Below are 15,467 nucleotides of genomic sequence, written 5' to 3'. Positions count from 1 at the left end.
CCAGCATCGGTCGGACCCGCCGCTTGATCGCTCGATGATCCTGTTCGACGATGTTGTTCAGGTATTTGACCTGCCGGATCTCAATGTCAGCTTCACACTCCATGTTGTAGCTTTCGATCGCCGCCGTGTTGGCGCCGCTCTTGTCGATCGTGATCTTCTCAGGGGTGCCATTCTGTCCGATCGCCTTGCGTAAGAAACGCAGGGCGGCTTTGCGGTCCCGTTTGGCGGTCAACAGGAAGTCCACGGTGGCGCCGGCCTTGTCGACGGCGCGATACAGATACTTCCAAGCACCCTTGACCCTCACATAGGTCTCGTCCATTCGCCAACTGGCTCCTACTGGCCGCTTGCGGGCGCGGAATTGCTGGTCCAGCAGCGGGACGTACTTGAGCACCCAACGATTGAGCGTGGAGTGATCAACCTCCACGCAACGCTCCTGCATCATCTCCTCGAGCTGACGATAGCTGATCGGATACGCCACGTACCAGCGCAGACCCCACAGGATCACCTCCCGCTCAAAATGGCTGCCCTTGAACTTGATCATCGTCCTCAATCCCACCGAAGCCGCCCAGTCGATCCTACGCCAAGCCCCGGCCACGAAAAAATTTGCGACAGAACCCTTTTCCCCGCAAGCCGGCTTCGGCCAACGCGACCGTATCCTTGTGCACGTCAAGGCCGACATAGACAATAGACTGCTCCATGACCCGTCTCCTACGCATGAGACTCTGCGCCGGACCATCCGGCACACCCTCGAACCTGCATACCCCGAGACGGATCGCCCCTATCTCAGGCGAACATCTGGTCTAGTGACGGTGGCTCTCGGGCTGGCTTCATTCGTTTCCAACGCATCGAGATTGTCGTTCTTTTTCCCGACAGGGGGCTCAGAAAGGGCGTGGACCTGACGCTCAAGTCATCGCCGTCAAGTTCGAACAAGCGCATTTGCGATTTGCCAGTCCAAGTCTCATTCCATGAGATATCTGGGTAATATGTTAATGTATGGCCTTCCAGTCTGTAGCGGCCACTGAATGCGACCATGGTGCTGTAGAGACCGGCTTTCTCGGACTCGCTGGGTTGCTCGCTCGTTGGCGCTTGTCGGCCGTCAGACACGAAGATCGTGGAGACATATCCGTCGACCGTGTAGATCACCATGGCGTGGGGACATCGGCCGAGCGGATAGCATACCGTCCCAGTCTCGTGTTCCTTTTCGGTAAATGAGACAAGACTCCATGTACCGGAGATCGTATTGTCAAATAGGGCTGCGCTTTTCATCTCTTCCCCACTCGGGTATCTCGTTCCTCAATTTAAACATTCTCTTCTCGCCGAATGCGTTCTACTCAGGTTATTTTCGACGTACGCCCTCCACGATGCTGACGCCGGAGGACGTCGGGATCACACATTTGACCTCCAGCCCGGCCCGCCGAAAGAGGTCGCTATACTGTTTCTCAGTGCGCTCCAAGCCGCGTTCGAGCACCAACATATTGATGTCTGACATAAAGGCATCGGGGCCAGTTCGGTCATCGGCAATCTTGCCGGGTGACGGCAACACTGGCTGGATCACCAGAATGCGTCCTCCTGGCGCCATCGCGTTCCGACAGTTGCTCAAGATAGCCGACGCAGCCTCGTCATCGTGGTCCATGATGACCCTTGACAGCAGGTACACATTCCCATTAGGCCGCATCGCGGAAAAGAAGTCCCCTTCGACAAAGGAGCATCGCGTCACGACATCGGCGCCGCTGAGTCGGCCGCGGGCCGCAGCCAGTACCGAAGACGTATCAAACAGGATGCCCTCAAGAGTGGGATTTGCCTCCAGGATCCCGATCAGCAGAACTCCCAGTCCGCTCCCGACATCCACGACCTTGTCAACACCTTCAAAGTTGTAGGCTTCCACAACCGATTTTGCGATCAACCGAGTGGCATCTGCCATCGTTTCATTGAAGGTCCTTGCGGTGTCCGGATGCTGCTCCATGTACGAGTAAAATGACATCTGGTGCGCTTCGTTAAAAGCTACCTTCCCGGTGCGCACGGCAAACTCGAGTTTTTCCCATGCCCGTTGGAAATACCCAGAGGTTTCTGAAAGGATCCACGACTTCATGCTCCCGGGGACACTGGTTCGAAGGCAAATGCCCATTGAAGTCAGCACGAAGCGCCCGAATTCGTCCTCAGCGACCACGCCAATTGTCACAAGAGCCCGCAGGACTCTGTTCAGTGCCACCGGGTGGGCCGCTACAACCTTGCTGAGTTTCAAGGCGTCGCATGGTTGAAATTTATGAAGGCAATCCGCAAGGTTCAGCTCAGCCGCGAGCCCCAGAAGCCGTGTAACACGATGGCCAAAGACAAGCCTGCGGAGCGCAATACTTGGATCTCCGTTAGTTTCATACGTCATGTCACTACTCGCTCCCTGAGACGTCGGGAACATCCGCACCGGTTTGCTTACGGGAATCCGACCTGTCGTACTTGGAAAATCTGCCAAGCGAAAAGTGTTCGATAGGGAGCTCGGTCCGTCCTAACACAATCATTTCTGCAATTCCGCGACCCAAAACGGGGCACAGTTTGAACCCGTGGCCCGACATGCCTGCTGCCACAAAACTCCCGCTCACCCCAGGGTCTTGTCCGACGATCGGATTGCCGTCTGGAGTATCATCAAAAAATGACGCCCAACCGTAGCGGATAGGGGCGCCTACGAGCCGCCGAAACCTAGTCGCCGCCCGGTCCCGGTATCGAGCCGCGGTCTCGCAACCGACCACCGGGTCACACGCATCCGGATCGGTTTCGATACTGTCGCCGGCGTCCAAAGAGCCGACGAGGCAACGGTTATGTTGATCGGGCCGCAGATAGAACCGAGCTGCGAGCTCGGCATATCCAACCTGCTCATCGAGCATGCGCCTCGCGGTCGGCCCTAGCATGGTGACAGAGTGCCTCGAAACATGGATCGGAAGCTGGTTGCCGATAGTGCCGGCGAGTTGTGGAGCCCACGGCCCAGCGGCGTTCACCACGATCGGCGCATCAATTATGTCCATCGAGGTCTCAACCCCGAGCACGCGGCCTCCGGACACCCGAATCCTGGTGACAGACTTTCCTTCGATTACCGTGCCACCATGGCGACGAAATGCCGCAACTAGGGTAGAAGTCGTCGCAACGGTATCGCAATATCCTGCATCAGGTTCATACGCGCCGCCTCCCAGACCGTCAGTTATCATATCCGGCTGAAGCTTCTGCATCTCGGATGGAGTTAGAAACTCAATCCGAATCCCCTGCCGCTGTCGCAGTTGGACATTCGTTACCATACGGTCGGTGTCAATTCCTGAAGAGCCAGTGAGGAAGCCTGTGCGTACAAATCCGCAATCCCCGCCTAACTCCTCCTTCCAACTTTGGAAGCAGAGCAGGCTTTCCCGGGCAAGCAGCGATACGACCGGATCGCTATAGTATTGGCGAATGATCCCAGGAGAAGAACCGGTTGATCCTGAGGCAATATGTCTGCGCTCCATCAGAAGGACCTTCAGCCCTCTGGAGGCCAAGTGATAGGCGATGCTGCACCCCGTCGAGCCGCCTCCAATGACGATAGCATCCGCCGTTGCGGTCATTCTCCGATCTCCTGCCAATGCCCAATTACCGATACCGCGTGCGGTAGGCAGGGACGTAGTGACTCTATGGATATCTCGCTGAACGGCCGCCTTCCTTGCCATTCTCGGGGCATCGACTCCTCAAACAGTTCATCGATGTTGGGTACTCCTTCATGCCCGAGAACCCACCACAACGCTACGGAGAAGCTCGGCATGATGGGTGCGGACAGGAACGCAAGTCCTTTTATCCACCAGTAGGCATCACTCGGACTAGCGAAAGGCACGGCCCTTTGCCGGGCGACCCATCCGTTGATTGATTCCGAGGCCCTTTGCATCGAAAACGCGGAGGCTCGAAAGGCCTCCCGTTGGCCAAGAACCTCTTGCTTCAGCTGACCTTGCACTTTTAACGACGGGCGGGACCGTCTTGCAGCATGCATTGCCTCGATCCCGGCGAACACGAGCTCTTGCATTTGGCCGACCAGGAATTCGTTGTTCATCTTCACGAACTCATCAAGGTCGAAATTCTCAAGGCGACGTTCCGGATTTACCTTCGCCAGAAAATATCGAACGGCGTCGCTTGTAGCCGGGGTCTTCTCGACGATATCGCCGGCCCAAATCATGTGGCCGCGGCTGGTGGAGAATTTAGATCCCTGTAGGGTGAGGAAGTGGTTGGTCAGGAAATGGTCGAAAGGCCTGTGGCCTTCGAGTTCCAGCATTACGGCGGTGCATCCGACGAGCACACACGTCGTATTATCGATCCCGAAACTCACCACCGTGATTGCATCTGCGCCCTCGAACATTGGACTGCCCACTCGGCGCATCGCATCACTCCAGAAGCCGCCGCACGTCAGCGCGTACTCCCAACCCGACTCGAACAGGACACGTGGGTTTCCCCATTTGTCGGCAGACCATGGCACGCCCCAGGTGCCAGGTGCCAGGTGCCGTCAGGCGGAATACCGGCCCTTCCGATTCGATATAGCGACGTACAATCTCCTGGTATTCTGGTGGTACTCCCGCTGCATTAGTGTGATCAAGAAGCCTTTGGAATTTGGGGAATTTCAGATACAAACTCGCAACCGCGCGAGACTCAAGCGACGTGTCGCCCAATCTCGGCTTCGGGTTAACCATCGCTTCCGGTTTGAAGTGGGCACCGCAGGCTTCGCAGAAGTAGCCACTCGCAGACGCGAGGCATTGGGGGCATTGTCCTTCAAGCCAAGCCCCGACGATGTAGCGCCCCGTGTCACGGCTATATAGGACCTGTTCTTGGACCTCGATGGTGGCACCTTTCGCGACGAGTTGTTCAACTGCATGACGGGCGCGCTCTGCATGTAGGCCAGCGAGCTCGCCCTGTACTACGTCGAGGAATGCACGCATGTCGATGTCGAGGGCAAGAAGATCCCTACGAATGAGGCGATGGTAGTCTCGGCAAACCTCTTCCGGCGACCTCCCTTCCTGCTGTGCCTTCCAAAGGACATAGGAGTCGAATCCGTCAGTCGCTGATACGGACATGACGCGATGGCCCCATGATCTGAGGTGTCGCGCCAGCACATCCATCCGGAGATAAGGACCCGCTATGTGACCAAGGTGGGCACGGCCGTTTGGTGTGGGCGGTATAGGCATCAGGAAAAAGTCCCGGGCAGCTTCGCGATCTATTGGGGTCATGTGTGCGACACCTTTATCTTCCCGCATGAGAACCAACAGCCGGCTTCAGCTTGGCCCCCTCGGATGCACGACGTTAAGAAACCAGCTCCAGCGCCTTTTCCGCGAGCCCGGGAGCCATTCGAAATCCTGCACCTGCTCCCGCCCCAACAAAGACGACCTGCTTTGCTACGGGATCCCGTAGGAGCATCGGGGCGCCATCTTCGGCGTAGGCGTCGCAGAAGGCCCTGCCTCCTCGGCAGGATGCCATTAACCCCGGAACATACCTTTCAAGTGTTCGCGCGGCGGTAATTTCATCAAACGCGTCTATGCGCGTCTGCTCGACCTTAGGTTCGCAATCCCATTGTTCACTTCGAAAGCTGAAAAGCCACTGTCGCCTCCTTGGTAATGGCATCAGATATGCGTCGGAACTCGGAATGAAGATTGCTGGCGCATCCGCAGGTGGCGCTGCCTCAATGTGCAGTGCCACGACTTTCTTAATCCGCACGTTACGCATTCTCGCGGCTATTGTCCCGAGCCTTTCGGGGAGCCACGGACCTACTGCGACAATTACCCTTGCGGCTGACACAGATCTTCCATCCTCCAGCAGAAGATCTGCTCCGTCTTCATTGGGAAATATACCGCCGACGCCGACTCCCTCCCAGCAGATGACGCACGCGGATCCTCGGCAATGATCGACGAGCGATCTGGCCGTGGCGAGCGGCTCGTGTGAACGGGCCGTGCCACCCCATAATATTGCTTCCGAGTGCCCGAGCCGAAATTCCGGAAGCGCGTGCTTAATAAGCACCCGCTGAGACGGGCTGGGTTCGATCAAATCAGACCCCACGACAGATTCTCGGACGGACTCTTCCGATCCGGAGTCCACGATCCAGCATGCGGTGGCCTGCGAGGTGCGGAACGGCAAAGACGATCCTGCTTCAGCATATAGCGCGGAGCTTCTCGCAGCCAGATCCCTTTGCGATGGTGTCCGGCCAAGCGGCAATGAGACGCCTGCGGAGTGTCCCGAAGCGCCGCTTCCGATAGTCGATTGCTCGATCAGAGCGATTCGCCACTCGGGATGCTGTCCGACGGAGAGGTATAGCGCCCACGCCCCCATGATCCCCCCGCCTACGATTACGAGGTCATACCGTCCGTGGGATTTCATGACCACCATACCGAGAAGATGAGAAGCTGTTCGGTTCCGACGTTCCTCGTCTTATGCGGCTTCCATGGAGCGAAATACAGGGCATCCCCAGCGACCGCTTTAACCGGCTGCCCATCGTAGTACACTTCAGCCGCTCCGCTTCCTATAAACCAGATCTCGCTTACGGCGTGTTTGTCCTCAACGGTCTCGCACCCCGGGTTCACGATAAACCGCGAGGCCTGTAGAGGAGCCCGTACCGACGCCTGCTGCAAGTCAAATTCGAAGAGCTCAATTCCATGATCTGGTACAACCTCCTGAATCGTCTGAACGCGAGGTCCAATACTCGCTGCAGTGTCAGAAGTAGGTCCTTCGAACCTCCCCATCTCTTTCAACTCCCATGTATATGTGCGGGATGCAGATCGAGCCTGCACCTCCTGGATTCACCACCTTGCCTCAATCGGATCGAGTGCCGTCCGCTTCTGGGCGGAAGAGGTTTCAGCAGCAATGGCATCCCAAACAACAAACGACTCGGGGGCGTCGATCCGGTAGAGTTGCCGCCCCGCTATCCCATTTGCGATTCGTGCGCTCCTCCACGCGATCAGAGATAGATTCGGATCTGCGATTCCCCGGTGGGCTTTCGCGGCATTCTGGACATAAATCTTGCTATTGTGTGGGCCGTCCCAAACGAGCGAGTAATCGGCATTGACACAGAAGGAGCGACTCTCCCAGGAGATACGGTGCCGAATCGGCTCCAAGCATGCCGGCAATTGGTGTGCGTATCCGGTGCACAGCACGACAACATTAGCACGAGTGCTTTCGCACTCGTCACTGTCCTCATGGCGTGACGTGATCCGCCACCCGTTGCCGCTCCTTGATATCTCCTCCAGCTCTCGGCCAGGACAGAGTTGCCATTTGCACGGGGAGTTCTCAAGGTAACGCAGCTCATACAATCTTCGGTAAAGTGCCTCCAGCAGTGAAGGAGAGATGCCGTCGCTCGCGAGCTTTTGCCCCGCAAGCAATCTATGCCTTTTATCGGGAGCCAACTTGAAGAAGTAATCGGCATAAGCGGGAGTAAACAATTCGTTGGTGAATGGAGTCTGATCCAGAGGAAGGAAATTCTCGCGCGTGGAAAGCCAGTGTACACAAGCAGGAAGTCCTTCAGCGTCCGACAGTATGTGAAGCAATACCTCGGCACCGGTCTGGCCGCCTCCGACGATCACCACATCCCTACCGGCGATCTGGACATTGCGATCAAGGTACTGGGAAGCGTGAAAGACGGTGTTCCCTACGTGTGGAAGAGCGCTACGAGGAATGCTGGGCAGTGGGCCCGTAGCAATCACCAGTTGCCTGGAGCGTTGAACGCCAATCGAGGTTTCAATCACGAATTCATCATTGCCGGCCGACACGGCCTCCACGTCGGCGCCGAAGGTTAACATCGGCAGTTGGGAAGCAACCCAGCAGAGATATTCATTGAATTCGCGCCGCAGTACCTGGGAAAAGCCCGCGTTAATGAAGCTATAAAGACGCTCCTTTGCCGACAGAAAAGAAAGAAATGAAAATCGGCTAGTGGGATCGACCAGGCTCACGAGGTCCTTGAGGTACGAAACCTGAAGAGCAGCGTTCGGGAGCATTAATCCTGGATGCCATTGAAACCCATCTCGGCGTTCGAAGAAACGGCATTGAACCTCCGGAAAGGGATGTAGAAGCGCTGCCAGGCTCAGGTTCGCCGGACCGACACCAATTCCAACCACCTCGATTGCCTCGTTCATGCGCTAGCCCCCCTTTAGCAATCAGCGGCCCTGTGCCGGCCAGCAGTGTCCCGCTCAATACGGCTTTGCTCGACGCCTCTTGTAATTTCCCCGTCACAACCCTTTCGGCTAAAACAGTTCAAAGGAGAATTCCGGCCGCCCGTTCCTCGGCCTGTAGATGCTGAGGAAGGCATGTAACTATGTCCATGACCTCGCAGGTAAAAATCGTATTGGCTGTCGGTCGCTCCCTTGCTACACTGGCAAAGACACATGAGGTTGCCCGATGGCCGGAAATATTCCCCCGTTTGGAGTCCTACTCCGCCGGGAGCGGCAGCGGCGGCGCTTGACTCAGCTCGAGTTGGCGGTGGCGGCGGAAATCTCAACCCGGCATCTTAGCTATCTTGAGACAGGTCGCGCACGGCCAAGCCGAGGGATGGTCATGCGCATGGCAGAACATCTTGACATACCGCTCCGGGTATGGAATTTTTTACTTTTGTCAGCGGGTTTTGCTCCCGCCTACGCTGAAAGGCCGCTGCCAGAGCTCTCGGCAGCTCACTACGCCATTCAGCAAATATTCAGGACGCACTTACCATATCCAGCTTTCGCCATAGATCGAAAATGGAACATTGTTTTGAGCAACAACGCCATACCCAAACTTTACTCTGACGTCTTACCCGAGTTGTTGCGTCCTCCTATCAACGCCATTCGTCTCACGCTTCATCCGAATGGACTGGCGCCGCAGATCGTCAATTTTCCCGAGTGGCGAGCTCACCTTCTCTCCGTCCTGCGTCACCAAACCGAAAACACAGCGGACTCATGTCTCGACTCTCTGCTCAAAGAGGTTCTGGCCTACCCGACGCTCGCAGGGAAAGCGCTCCTGCATAGTGCTGAGACACCAAATCGGTATGCTACACCCATGAGAATTGCGACGGCAGCTGGAGTAGTGTCCTTCCTGAGCACTACGACCGTGTTCGGGACACCGACGGATCTTACGCTGTCCGAACTCGCCCTCGAAATGCTGTTTCCTGCCGATAGCGAGACCGAGGGGATCGTGAAATCTTGGTCGATGGAAGCCGATGTTGCGAGTCGGCATCCGGAATCAGGGTAAGCGCCTGGCGTCGAACGTGTGGGGGACCATGACGATCTGTGTCGTCTGGGGATGACGCGCTAACCTGACTGGATGAAACGTCGGCCCAGGCGTTCGATTGCAGATGAAAATCCGAGGCCGCCGGCCGCCGGAGCGGCATTGTCACGTTAACTTGGCGCGGACGTCGTGGACAGACGGTGGTGTTCGACGCCAGTCAAGCTTTATGGCGAGTGCAGAATGCATGTTTCGGTTCTGTCGGCGCTTATGCCAGCAAGTATGGTTCTGTCGCAAATTTTCGCACGGCAGGGGCCTGGCGCAGGATCGACTGGGCGGCTTCAGTGGGATTGAGGACGATGATCAAGTTCAAGGGCAGCCATTTTGAGCGGGAGGTGATCCTGTGGGGTCTGCGCTGGTACGTGGCGTATCCGATCAGCTATCCTCATCTCGAGGAGATGATACAGGAGCGTGGCGTGGAGGTTGATCACTCCACGCTCAATCGTTGGGTGCTCAAGTACGTCCCGCTGCTGGACCAGCAATTCCGCGGCCGCAAGCGGCCAGTGGGAGCCAGTTGGCGAATGGACGAGACCTATGTGAGGGTCAAGGGTGCTTGGAAGTATCTGTATCGCGCCGTCGACAAGGCCGGCGCCACCGTGGACTTCCTGTTGACCGCCAAACGGGACCGCAAAGCCGCCCTGCGTTTCTTACGCAAGGCGATCGGACAGAATAGCACCCTTGAGAAGATCACGATCGACAAGAGCGGCGCCAATACGGCGGCGATCGAAAGCTACAACACGGAGCGTGAAGCTGACATTGAGATCCGGTAGGTCAAATGCCTGAACAACATCGTTGAACAGGATCATCGAGCGATCAAGCGGCGGGTCCGACCGATGCTGGGGTTCAAGTCCTTCCGGTCAGCCGCGGTAGCGCTCGCCGGCGTCGAACCGATGCACATGATCCGGAAGGGTCAGCCGTTGCCGATAGGCGAGTTGTGTCCGGCCCACCAATTCTATTCGTTGGCGAGATAAGGCCCGTCTTATCTGTGCGGCGATCCCGTCCACGATCGAAGTTTGGTAAGCGCTCAATTACCGACACATAGTAAGTAGCGACGAGATAGGACAGTGATGGTGTCCACCATGTATGAAGTGGACAGTATCCCTCCGGCGGCGGCCGCCTGGCAGCGAACAGCTCGTCTCCTTAAGTAGCGACTTAAGTGTGTGGTTAAGGTGACTCATGGACGGGGTGTTGGAGATCATCACGGGGCGTGAGCGCCGGCGCCGCTGGAGCATCGCGGAGAAGCTTCGGATCGTGGAGGAGTCGACGGAGCGCGGCGCGGTGATGCGGGCGGTTGCGGCGCGGAACGGCGTTTGTGAGAGTCTTCTTTACGCGTGGCGCCGTCAGATGCGCGACGGGACCTTGTGCGAGAGCGGGCCACCGGCGTTCGTTCCGGTGCAGGTATTTGAAACGCCGATGAACCCGATGTCGTCAACCAGGGAGTCGGGACGGGCATCGTCCGCCCGTTCGGAGCCAAGGTCAGACTTGATCGAAATTGAACTGGGTGATGGACGGCAGGTGCGTGTTGGTCGTGACGTGAACCTCGCGGCGTTGCGTCGCGTACTGACGGCGCTGCGATCTTGATTCCCGTTCCGACGGGAGGCCGGGTCTGGATCGCGACCGGTCATACTGACATGCGCCGTGGTATGCAGGGGCTGGCCTTGCAGGTTCAGGAGGGTCTCAGACGCGATCCGCACGGTGGCGATTGTTTCATTTTCCGGGGGCGCCGAGGGGACCTCGCCAAGATTCTCTGGCATGACGGCGTCGGACTTTCACTTTACACCAAACGTCTTGACCGTGGAAAGTTCATCTGGCCCTCCGCATCAGAGGGAGCGATAGCGATTTCACCCGCTCAGATGGCCTACATGCTTGAAGGAATTAATTGGAGAAATCCTCAACTCACATGGCGGCCGACGAGCGCTGGCTGAAACGAAAATTATCCGCTCTCACGCATTTTTTGGTATCGCAAATCGAGCGGTTCATGATTCTCTGCATCCCATGGATGGGGCTCACGACGGTCTTCCGGACACCATTAAGGCGCTGAAAGCGGCGTTGCTCATCGAGCGCGCGAAGGCTCTGGAGGTTGCCGCGGAACTGGCCATCGCGCGTGCCAAAGCCTCACAGGACATGGCGCTGATCGCCCACCAGAAATTGCGGATCGCCAGGCTGGAACGCCAACTGTATGGGCAACGTTCCGAACGCTCGGTTCGGCTGATCGACCAATTGGCGCTTGTGTTCGAAGATCTGCAAGCTGAAGCCACGGAAGACGAACTGGCTGCGGAAGCCGCCATCGCCAGAACGACCACGGTGGCAGGGTTCACGCGACAGCGTCCCGAACGTCATACGTTCCCTGAGCATCTGCCGCGCGAACGCGTGGTGATTGATCCTCCGACGACATGCGATTGCTGTGGTGGAAGCCGCTTGCGCAAACTCGGCGAGGACGTGACGCGCACCCTGGAATCTCAGCCGCGCCAGTGGAAGGTGATCGAGACGGTGCGTGAGAAGTTCACATGCCGTGACTGCGAGAAGATCGCGCAGGCGCCAGCGCCGTTCCATGTCGTGCCCAGGGGATGGGCCGGACCCAGCCTTCTCGCGATGATCATGTTCGAGAAGTTCGGGCAGCATCAACCGCTGAACCGTCAGGCGGAACGTTACGCCCTGGAAGGCGTGCCGATCGCGTTGTCGACGATGGCCGACGCCGTGGGATCCGTCTGCCACGTACTCAATCCTCTCTGGCGCTTGATCGAAGCTCATGTCATGGCGGCTGGGCGGCTTCATACTGATGATACGACCGTTCCGGTTCTGGCGGCCGGAAAAACTGGCATCGCGCGTTGCTGGATCTATCTCCGTGATGACAGGCCTTTTGGCGGAACGGGACCGCCGGCGGCGATATTCCATTACTCGCACGATCGGAAAGGAGAACATCCCCAGGCCCATCTGGCCAGGTACGCCGGCATCCTGCGGGCTGACGCTTATGATGGCTATGGGAAACTCTATCTGCCAGGGCGAACGCCCGGGCCCATCGTGGAGGCGGCGTGTTGGGTGCATGCCCGGCGCCCGTTCTTCGCCATGGCCGATATCGAGGAGAACGCCCGGCGCAAAGCGGCCGGCAAGAAGGAGATCCCGCTGTCACCGATCGCGATCGAGGTCGTGCGCCGTATCGATGCGCTCTTCGAGATCGAGCGATCGATCAACGGGAAAAGCGCGAACGACCGTCTGACGGTTCGCCGGGACAAAAGTCGGCCTTTGGTGGAGGAACTGGAGCTTTACTTGCGTGCGCAACTGGATCGACTGTCCCGCGGACATGATCTCACCAAGGCGATCAATTACATACTCAAACGACCTGCTGCCTTCAGGTTGTTCCTCGAAGATGGCCGTGTCTGCCTCTCGAACAATGCCGCCGAGCGCGGGCTGCGTGGTGTGGCTCTTGGCAGAAAGGCGTGGCTGTTTTGCGGGTCTGATCGCGGTGGGCAGCGCGCGGCGATGATGTACAGTCTTATCGTCTCGGCCAAAATGAATGACGTTGATCCGCAGGCGTGGCTCGCGGACGTGCTCGCACGCATCGCCTCGCATCCCGCTCACCGACTGGATCAGCTATTGCCATGGAACTGGCGGCGCCATTCATCACTCAATCCAGCCCAGGCGGCCTGATCATGCACGTCAACAAGGTTCATTCCGTCAAAACGATTGATCGTGTCGCGAGGGAACTCGGCGAGAGCGTGGACTGGCTCCATGAGGTCACCGAAGAGATGGACGCCGAGGACGGCGTCATCTGGGTCTACGGGGACACCGACGATGGGGTTATGGCATTCACGGACTTCGGAATCGAGACCCTCACGGACCTCATCGAAATGCACAGGAAAAATCCCACGATCCTGGAGCGCCGCTACGCTCGGAAATAGGCAGCCTGTGGCCCACGCCGAATGGTTACGGTGCTCACGCGCCCGCTGCAGCAGCTTCGCATCCGTCGGGAAGGTGATCGCCTTCGGCTGCACCGTGGTGTCCACGATAACGCGGGTGAAGTCGGCTGGCTTGGCCGCACCGCTGCGGGTGGCCAGATGCAAGCTCTCTTGCAGCAGGGCAACCAGTTTCTCCTTCCCTCGTCTGACCTTTCCATCGGGCTACGCCCGATGGAACCTTTGGTCAGCCTCGCCCATGGGCTGGCGCCAGCGGGTCATCGAGGATCGGTCGAATGGCAGCGCGTGGCAGAAGAAGTCCTAGCCGCAGAGCAGTTGGTAATAGGGGTTCTCCAGCCACCGCTCGCACAGCACTTCGTCGGACAGGTTGTGCATATGCTTGAGGATGGCGAGCCCTGCCATCAGTCGTGTCGGCAGCGGCGGACGGCCCCGTCCATCCGTGTAAACGGCCCCAAGCCGCTGTTCCAGGAACGACCAATCGATGCCGCGCGCCAGCTTTGCCAGTGGATGCGCGAGATCGACGATCTGGTCCAGACGCGACCTCAGAAGGTACTGCTGGCCGCCTTGGTCTTGCTTTGTCGGTCGCATCGCCGCCCTCCCCGATGATCCGGGGAGGGATACAATCGCACCGCGCCGCGTCGGGTCAATTTGCAAGAAACCGCGGTCCCGATCACATTTTTCCGGCAAATACGATTACTGGCCGATGCCAATATCTCCAGGATCGTCAACGCGTTTCGAGTTCTTCACAGACGACTGGTTATCCTGGGTTTGGGGGCTTCAAGCCGGCTCGGACCATTGCGACGAGGTATCAGCCGATGAAGACTTGGAACCGGACCGGAGAATACCGTCCATGCCCTGGATTAGCTAGCAGGCTCATCGGCAGGGTTTGCCGCGGCGGCAAGGGCCAGGCGCACCAGCGCCGGCAGCGATTTCGTGCCCGTTTTCGTCATGATGGAGGCGCGGTGGTTCTCCACCGTGCGTTGGCTGATGCCAAGATCGGCGGCGATATTCTTGCTGGGGTGACCGGCGAGCACCATCTCCATGATCTGGTGCTGTCGTGGTGTCAGTTCGGCCATGTGGCTCGCCGCATCCGCCCGCCACGCCGTGCGCTTGCCGGAATCCCGCGATTGCTCCAGCGCGCGATCGACGCACCCCAGCAATTCGCCGCGACTGATCGGCTTCTCGATGAAGTCCGAGGCCCCCGCCTTCATCGCCTGGACCACGATCGCGACGTCGCTGTTGCCGGTGATCATGATGGCCGGCAAACGATGGCCCGAGACACGCAGCCGTCGCAGCAGCGTCAGTCCATTCATGCCGGGAAGATACGCATCGATCACCAGACACGCCTCCCGACCGGGTCGGAAGGCGGCCAGAAATGCCTCGCAGGTATCAAAGTCCTCGACCACCCGGTCGTCGTCTTCCAGCACGGCCCGGATGGCGCCGCGAACGCTATCATCATCGTCGACGACGAAGATCACCGGCGGTCCGCCATCGCCGGGGACTTCGGCGGGGCGCGGCGCCCGAACTTGAACCGCCGCCCGCGACAAGGGCAACAAGCGTTGGATCGCCTGTGTCAATTCTTTCAGTTTCACCGGTTTGTTGAGTTGCACGCAGTCTTGCAGGGCGAGGCTGCTCAAGGTTCTGGTCGATATGTCGCCGGTCAGGATGATGGCTGGCACCGGGTGATGCAGCGCGTCCCGCAACTGTCTGGTGACCGCTATGCCATTCATGCCGTTTGGCAGATTGTAGTCCGATAGGATAAGGTCCGGCCGCACCACTCCGCCTGCCACCAGTTCACGCGCCCTGATACCGTCATAGGCCGACGTGACCTCGTGGCCCTCGTCCCTCAGAAATACTTCCAGAAGTTCACGCACATCCGAGTCGTCCTCGATGACAAGAATCGAGCCGACGTGATGGCCAGCCTCGCTTCCGTTGCCTGACAAACCGGGTTCAACCTCCGTGGGCCGCGACACCGTCCCGTTATGTGCCAGCTTGATCTCGACGGAGAAAACCGATCCTCTGCCCTGCCGTGATCGCACCTGGACCCGATGACCCAGCAACATACTCAGCCGATGTACGATGGAAAGACCAAGGCCGAGCCCACGGCTGCGTTCCCGCGCGGCGTTGTCGAGCTGATAGTACTCTTCGAAAATCGCCTGAAGCTCGGTATCGGGAATGCCGATCCCGGTGTCCCAGGTTTGGAGGCTCAGCATACCCTTGTGCCGACGGCAGCCCAGCAGAATTTTGCCGCGTTTGGTGTATTTCAGTGCGTTTGACAGCAGATTGCGGATCATCTGCTCGAGTAGGCGCGGATCGCTGCTGATC

15 protein-coding genes and 2 pseudogenes are annotated in these 15,467 nt (G+C 58.3%); 6 read left to right on the top strand and 11 right to left on the bottom strand.

Features of this window, described 5'->3' with window-relative positions; all coding sequences use genetic code 11:
- The 9 genes from GSQ89_RS29370 to GSQ89_RS29335 form a co-directional block, all read right to left on the bottom strand.
- Nucleotides 1-541 (bottom strand): IS6 family transposase (locus tag GSQ89_RS29370; protein ID WP_158931710.1); only part of this gene is annotated, 541 nt, incomplete at its 3' end.
- 242 nt (nt 542-783) lie between these two features.
- Nucleotides 784-1,266: a lipocalin-like domain-containing protein gene (locus GSQ89_RS40310; RefSeq protein WP_158931665.1), complete on the bottom strand. Its 483-nt coding sequence runs from the start codon at nt 1,264-1,266 to the stop codon at nt 784-786.
- A 70-nt stretch (nt 1,267-1,336) separates the two neighbouring features.
- On the bottom strand, nt 1,337-2,380 hold the full coding sequence (locus GSQ89_RS29360; RefSeq protein WP_158931664.1) for a methyltransferase: 1,044 nt from the start codon (nt 2,378-2,380) through the stop codon (nt 1,337-1,339).
- A gap of 4 nt (nt 2,381-2,384) precedes the next feature.
- A complete protein-coding gene (locus GSQ89_RS29355; protein WP_158931663.1) occupies nt 2,385-3,578 on the bottom strand; it encodes an FAD-binding oxidoreductase in 1,194 nt (397 codons plus the stop codon).
- On the bottom strand, nt 3,575-4,273 hold the full coding sequence (locus tag GSQ89_RS38805; RefSeq protein WP_216856467.1) for a class I tRNA ligase family protein: 699 nt from the start codon (nt 4,271-4,273) through the stop codon (nt 3,575-3,577). The genes GSQ89_RS29355 and GSQ89_RS38805 overlap by 4 nt, the downstream gene beginning before the upstream one ends.
- A gap of 109 nt (nt 4,274-4,382) precedes the next feature.
- On the bottom strand, nt 4,383-5,177 hold the full coding sequence (locus tag GSQ89_RS40305) for a class I tRNA ligase family protein (RefSeq protein ID WP_371734306.1): 795 nt from the start codon (nt 5,175-5,177) through the stop codon (nt 4,383-4,385).
- Nucleotides 5,178-5,292: 115 nt separating this feature from the next.
- A complete protein-coding gene (locus GSQ89_RS40300; protein ID WP_371734304.1) occupies nt 5,293-6,360 on the bottom strand; it encodes an NAD(P)/FAD-dependent oxidoreductase in 1,068 nt (355 codons plus the stop codon).
- Nucleotides 6,357-6,722 (bottom strand): cupin domain-containing protein, encoded by a 366-nt coding sequence (locus tag GSQ89_RS40295; RefSeq protein ID WP_158931661.1) that lies wholly within the window; start codon nt 6,720-6,722, stop codon nt 6,357-6,359. The genes GSQ89_RS40300 and GSQ89_RS40295 overlap by 4 nt, the downstream gene beginning before the upstream one ends.
- A 57-nt stretch (nt 6,723-6,779) precedes the next feature.
- On the bottom strand, nt 6,780-8,108 hold the full coding sequence (locus GSQ89_RS29335; RefSeq protein WP_158931660.1) for a lysine N(6)-hydroxylase/L-ornithine N(5)-oxygenase family protein: 1,329 nt from the start codon (nt 8,106-8,108) through the stop codon (nt 6,780-6,782).
- A 262-nt stretch (nt 8,109-8,370) separates the two neighbouring features.
- Between GSQ89_RS29335 and GSQ89_RS29330 the strand changes: the two genes are divergently transcribed.
- From GSQ89_RS29330 to GSQ89_RS29305, 6 genes and pseudogenes are all read left to right on the top strand, one after another.
- Nucleotides 8,371-9,195 carry a helix-turn-helix transcriptional regulator gene (locus tag GSQ89_RS29330; protein WP_158931659.1) on the top strand — a complete coding sequence of 275 codons (825 nt, stop codon included), beginning with the start codon at nt 8,371-8,373 and terminating at the stop codon, nt 9,193-9,195.
- A 332-nt stretch (nt 9,196-9,527) separates the two neighbouring features.
- A pseudogene (locus GSQ89_RS29325) lies at nt 9,528-10,199 on the top strand (IS6 family transposase).
- Nucleotides 10,200-10,404: 205 nt separating this feature from the next.
- The gene (tnpA, locus tag GSQ89_RS40290) at nt 10,405-10,809 is read left to right on the top strand and encodes an IS66-like element accessory protein TnpA (RefSeq protein ID WP_158931658.1); all 405 of its coding nucleotides are present in this window, start codon (nt 10,405-10,407) and stop codon (nt 10,807-10,809) included.
- 50 nt (nt 10,810-10,859) lie between these two features.
- On the top strand, nt 10,860-11,153 hold the full coding sequence (tnpB, locus tag GSQ89_RS29315; protein WP_371734303.1) for an IS66 family insertion sequence element accessory protein TnpB: 294 nt from the start codon (nt 10,860-10,862) through the stop codon (nt 11,151-11,153).
- A gap of 70 nt (nt 11,154-11,223) precedes the next feature.
- Nucleotides 11,224-12,876: an IS66 family transposase gene (tnpC, locus tag GSQ89_RS29310; protein WP_158931708.1), complete on the top strand. Its 1,653-nt coding sequence runs from the start codon at nt 11,224-11,226 to the stop codon at nt 12,874-12,876.
- A 2-nt stretch (nt 12,877-12,878) separates the two neighbouring features.
- Complete coding sequence (locus GSQ89_RS29305) at nt 12,879-13,127, top strand: hypothetical protein (protein WP_174254949.1); 249 nt, start codon at nt 12,879-12,881, stop codon at nt 13,125-13,127.
- Nucleotides 13,128-13,160: 33 nt separating this feature from the next.
- Here GSQ89_RS29305 and GSQ89_RS29300 read toward each other — a convergent pair.
- Both GSQ89_RS29300 and GSQ89_RS29295 read right to left on the bottom strand, forming a co-directional pair.
- Nucleotides 13,161-13,730: pseudogene (locus tag GSQ89_RS29300) on the bottom strand (transposase); the annotation flags it as partial.
- 272 nt (nt 13,731-14,002) lie between these two features.
- The coding region (locus GSQ89_RS29295) for a response regulator (RefSeq protein ID WP_158931656.1) at nt 14,003-15,467 on the bottom strand (1,465 nt) is incomplete at its 5' end.

Origin of the sequence: Acidisphaera sp. S103, assembly GCF_009765975.1 — a bacterium.
Taxonomy (GTDB): Bacteria; Pseudomonadota; Alphaproteobacteria; order Acetobacterales; family Acetobacteraceae; genus Rhodopila.
Note: the sequence above shows the minus strand (reverse complement) of the source record. Positions and strands in the feature narration are given on the sequence as shown.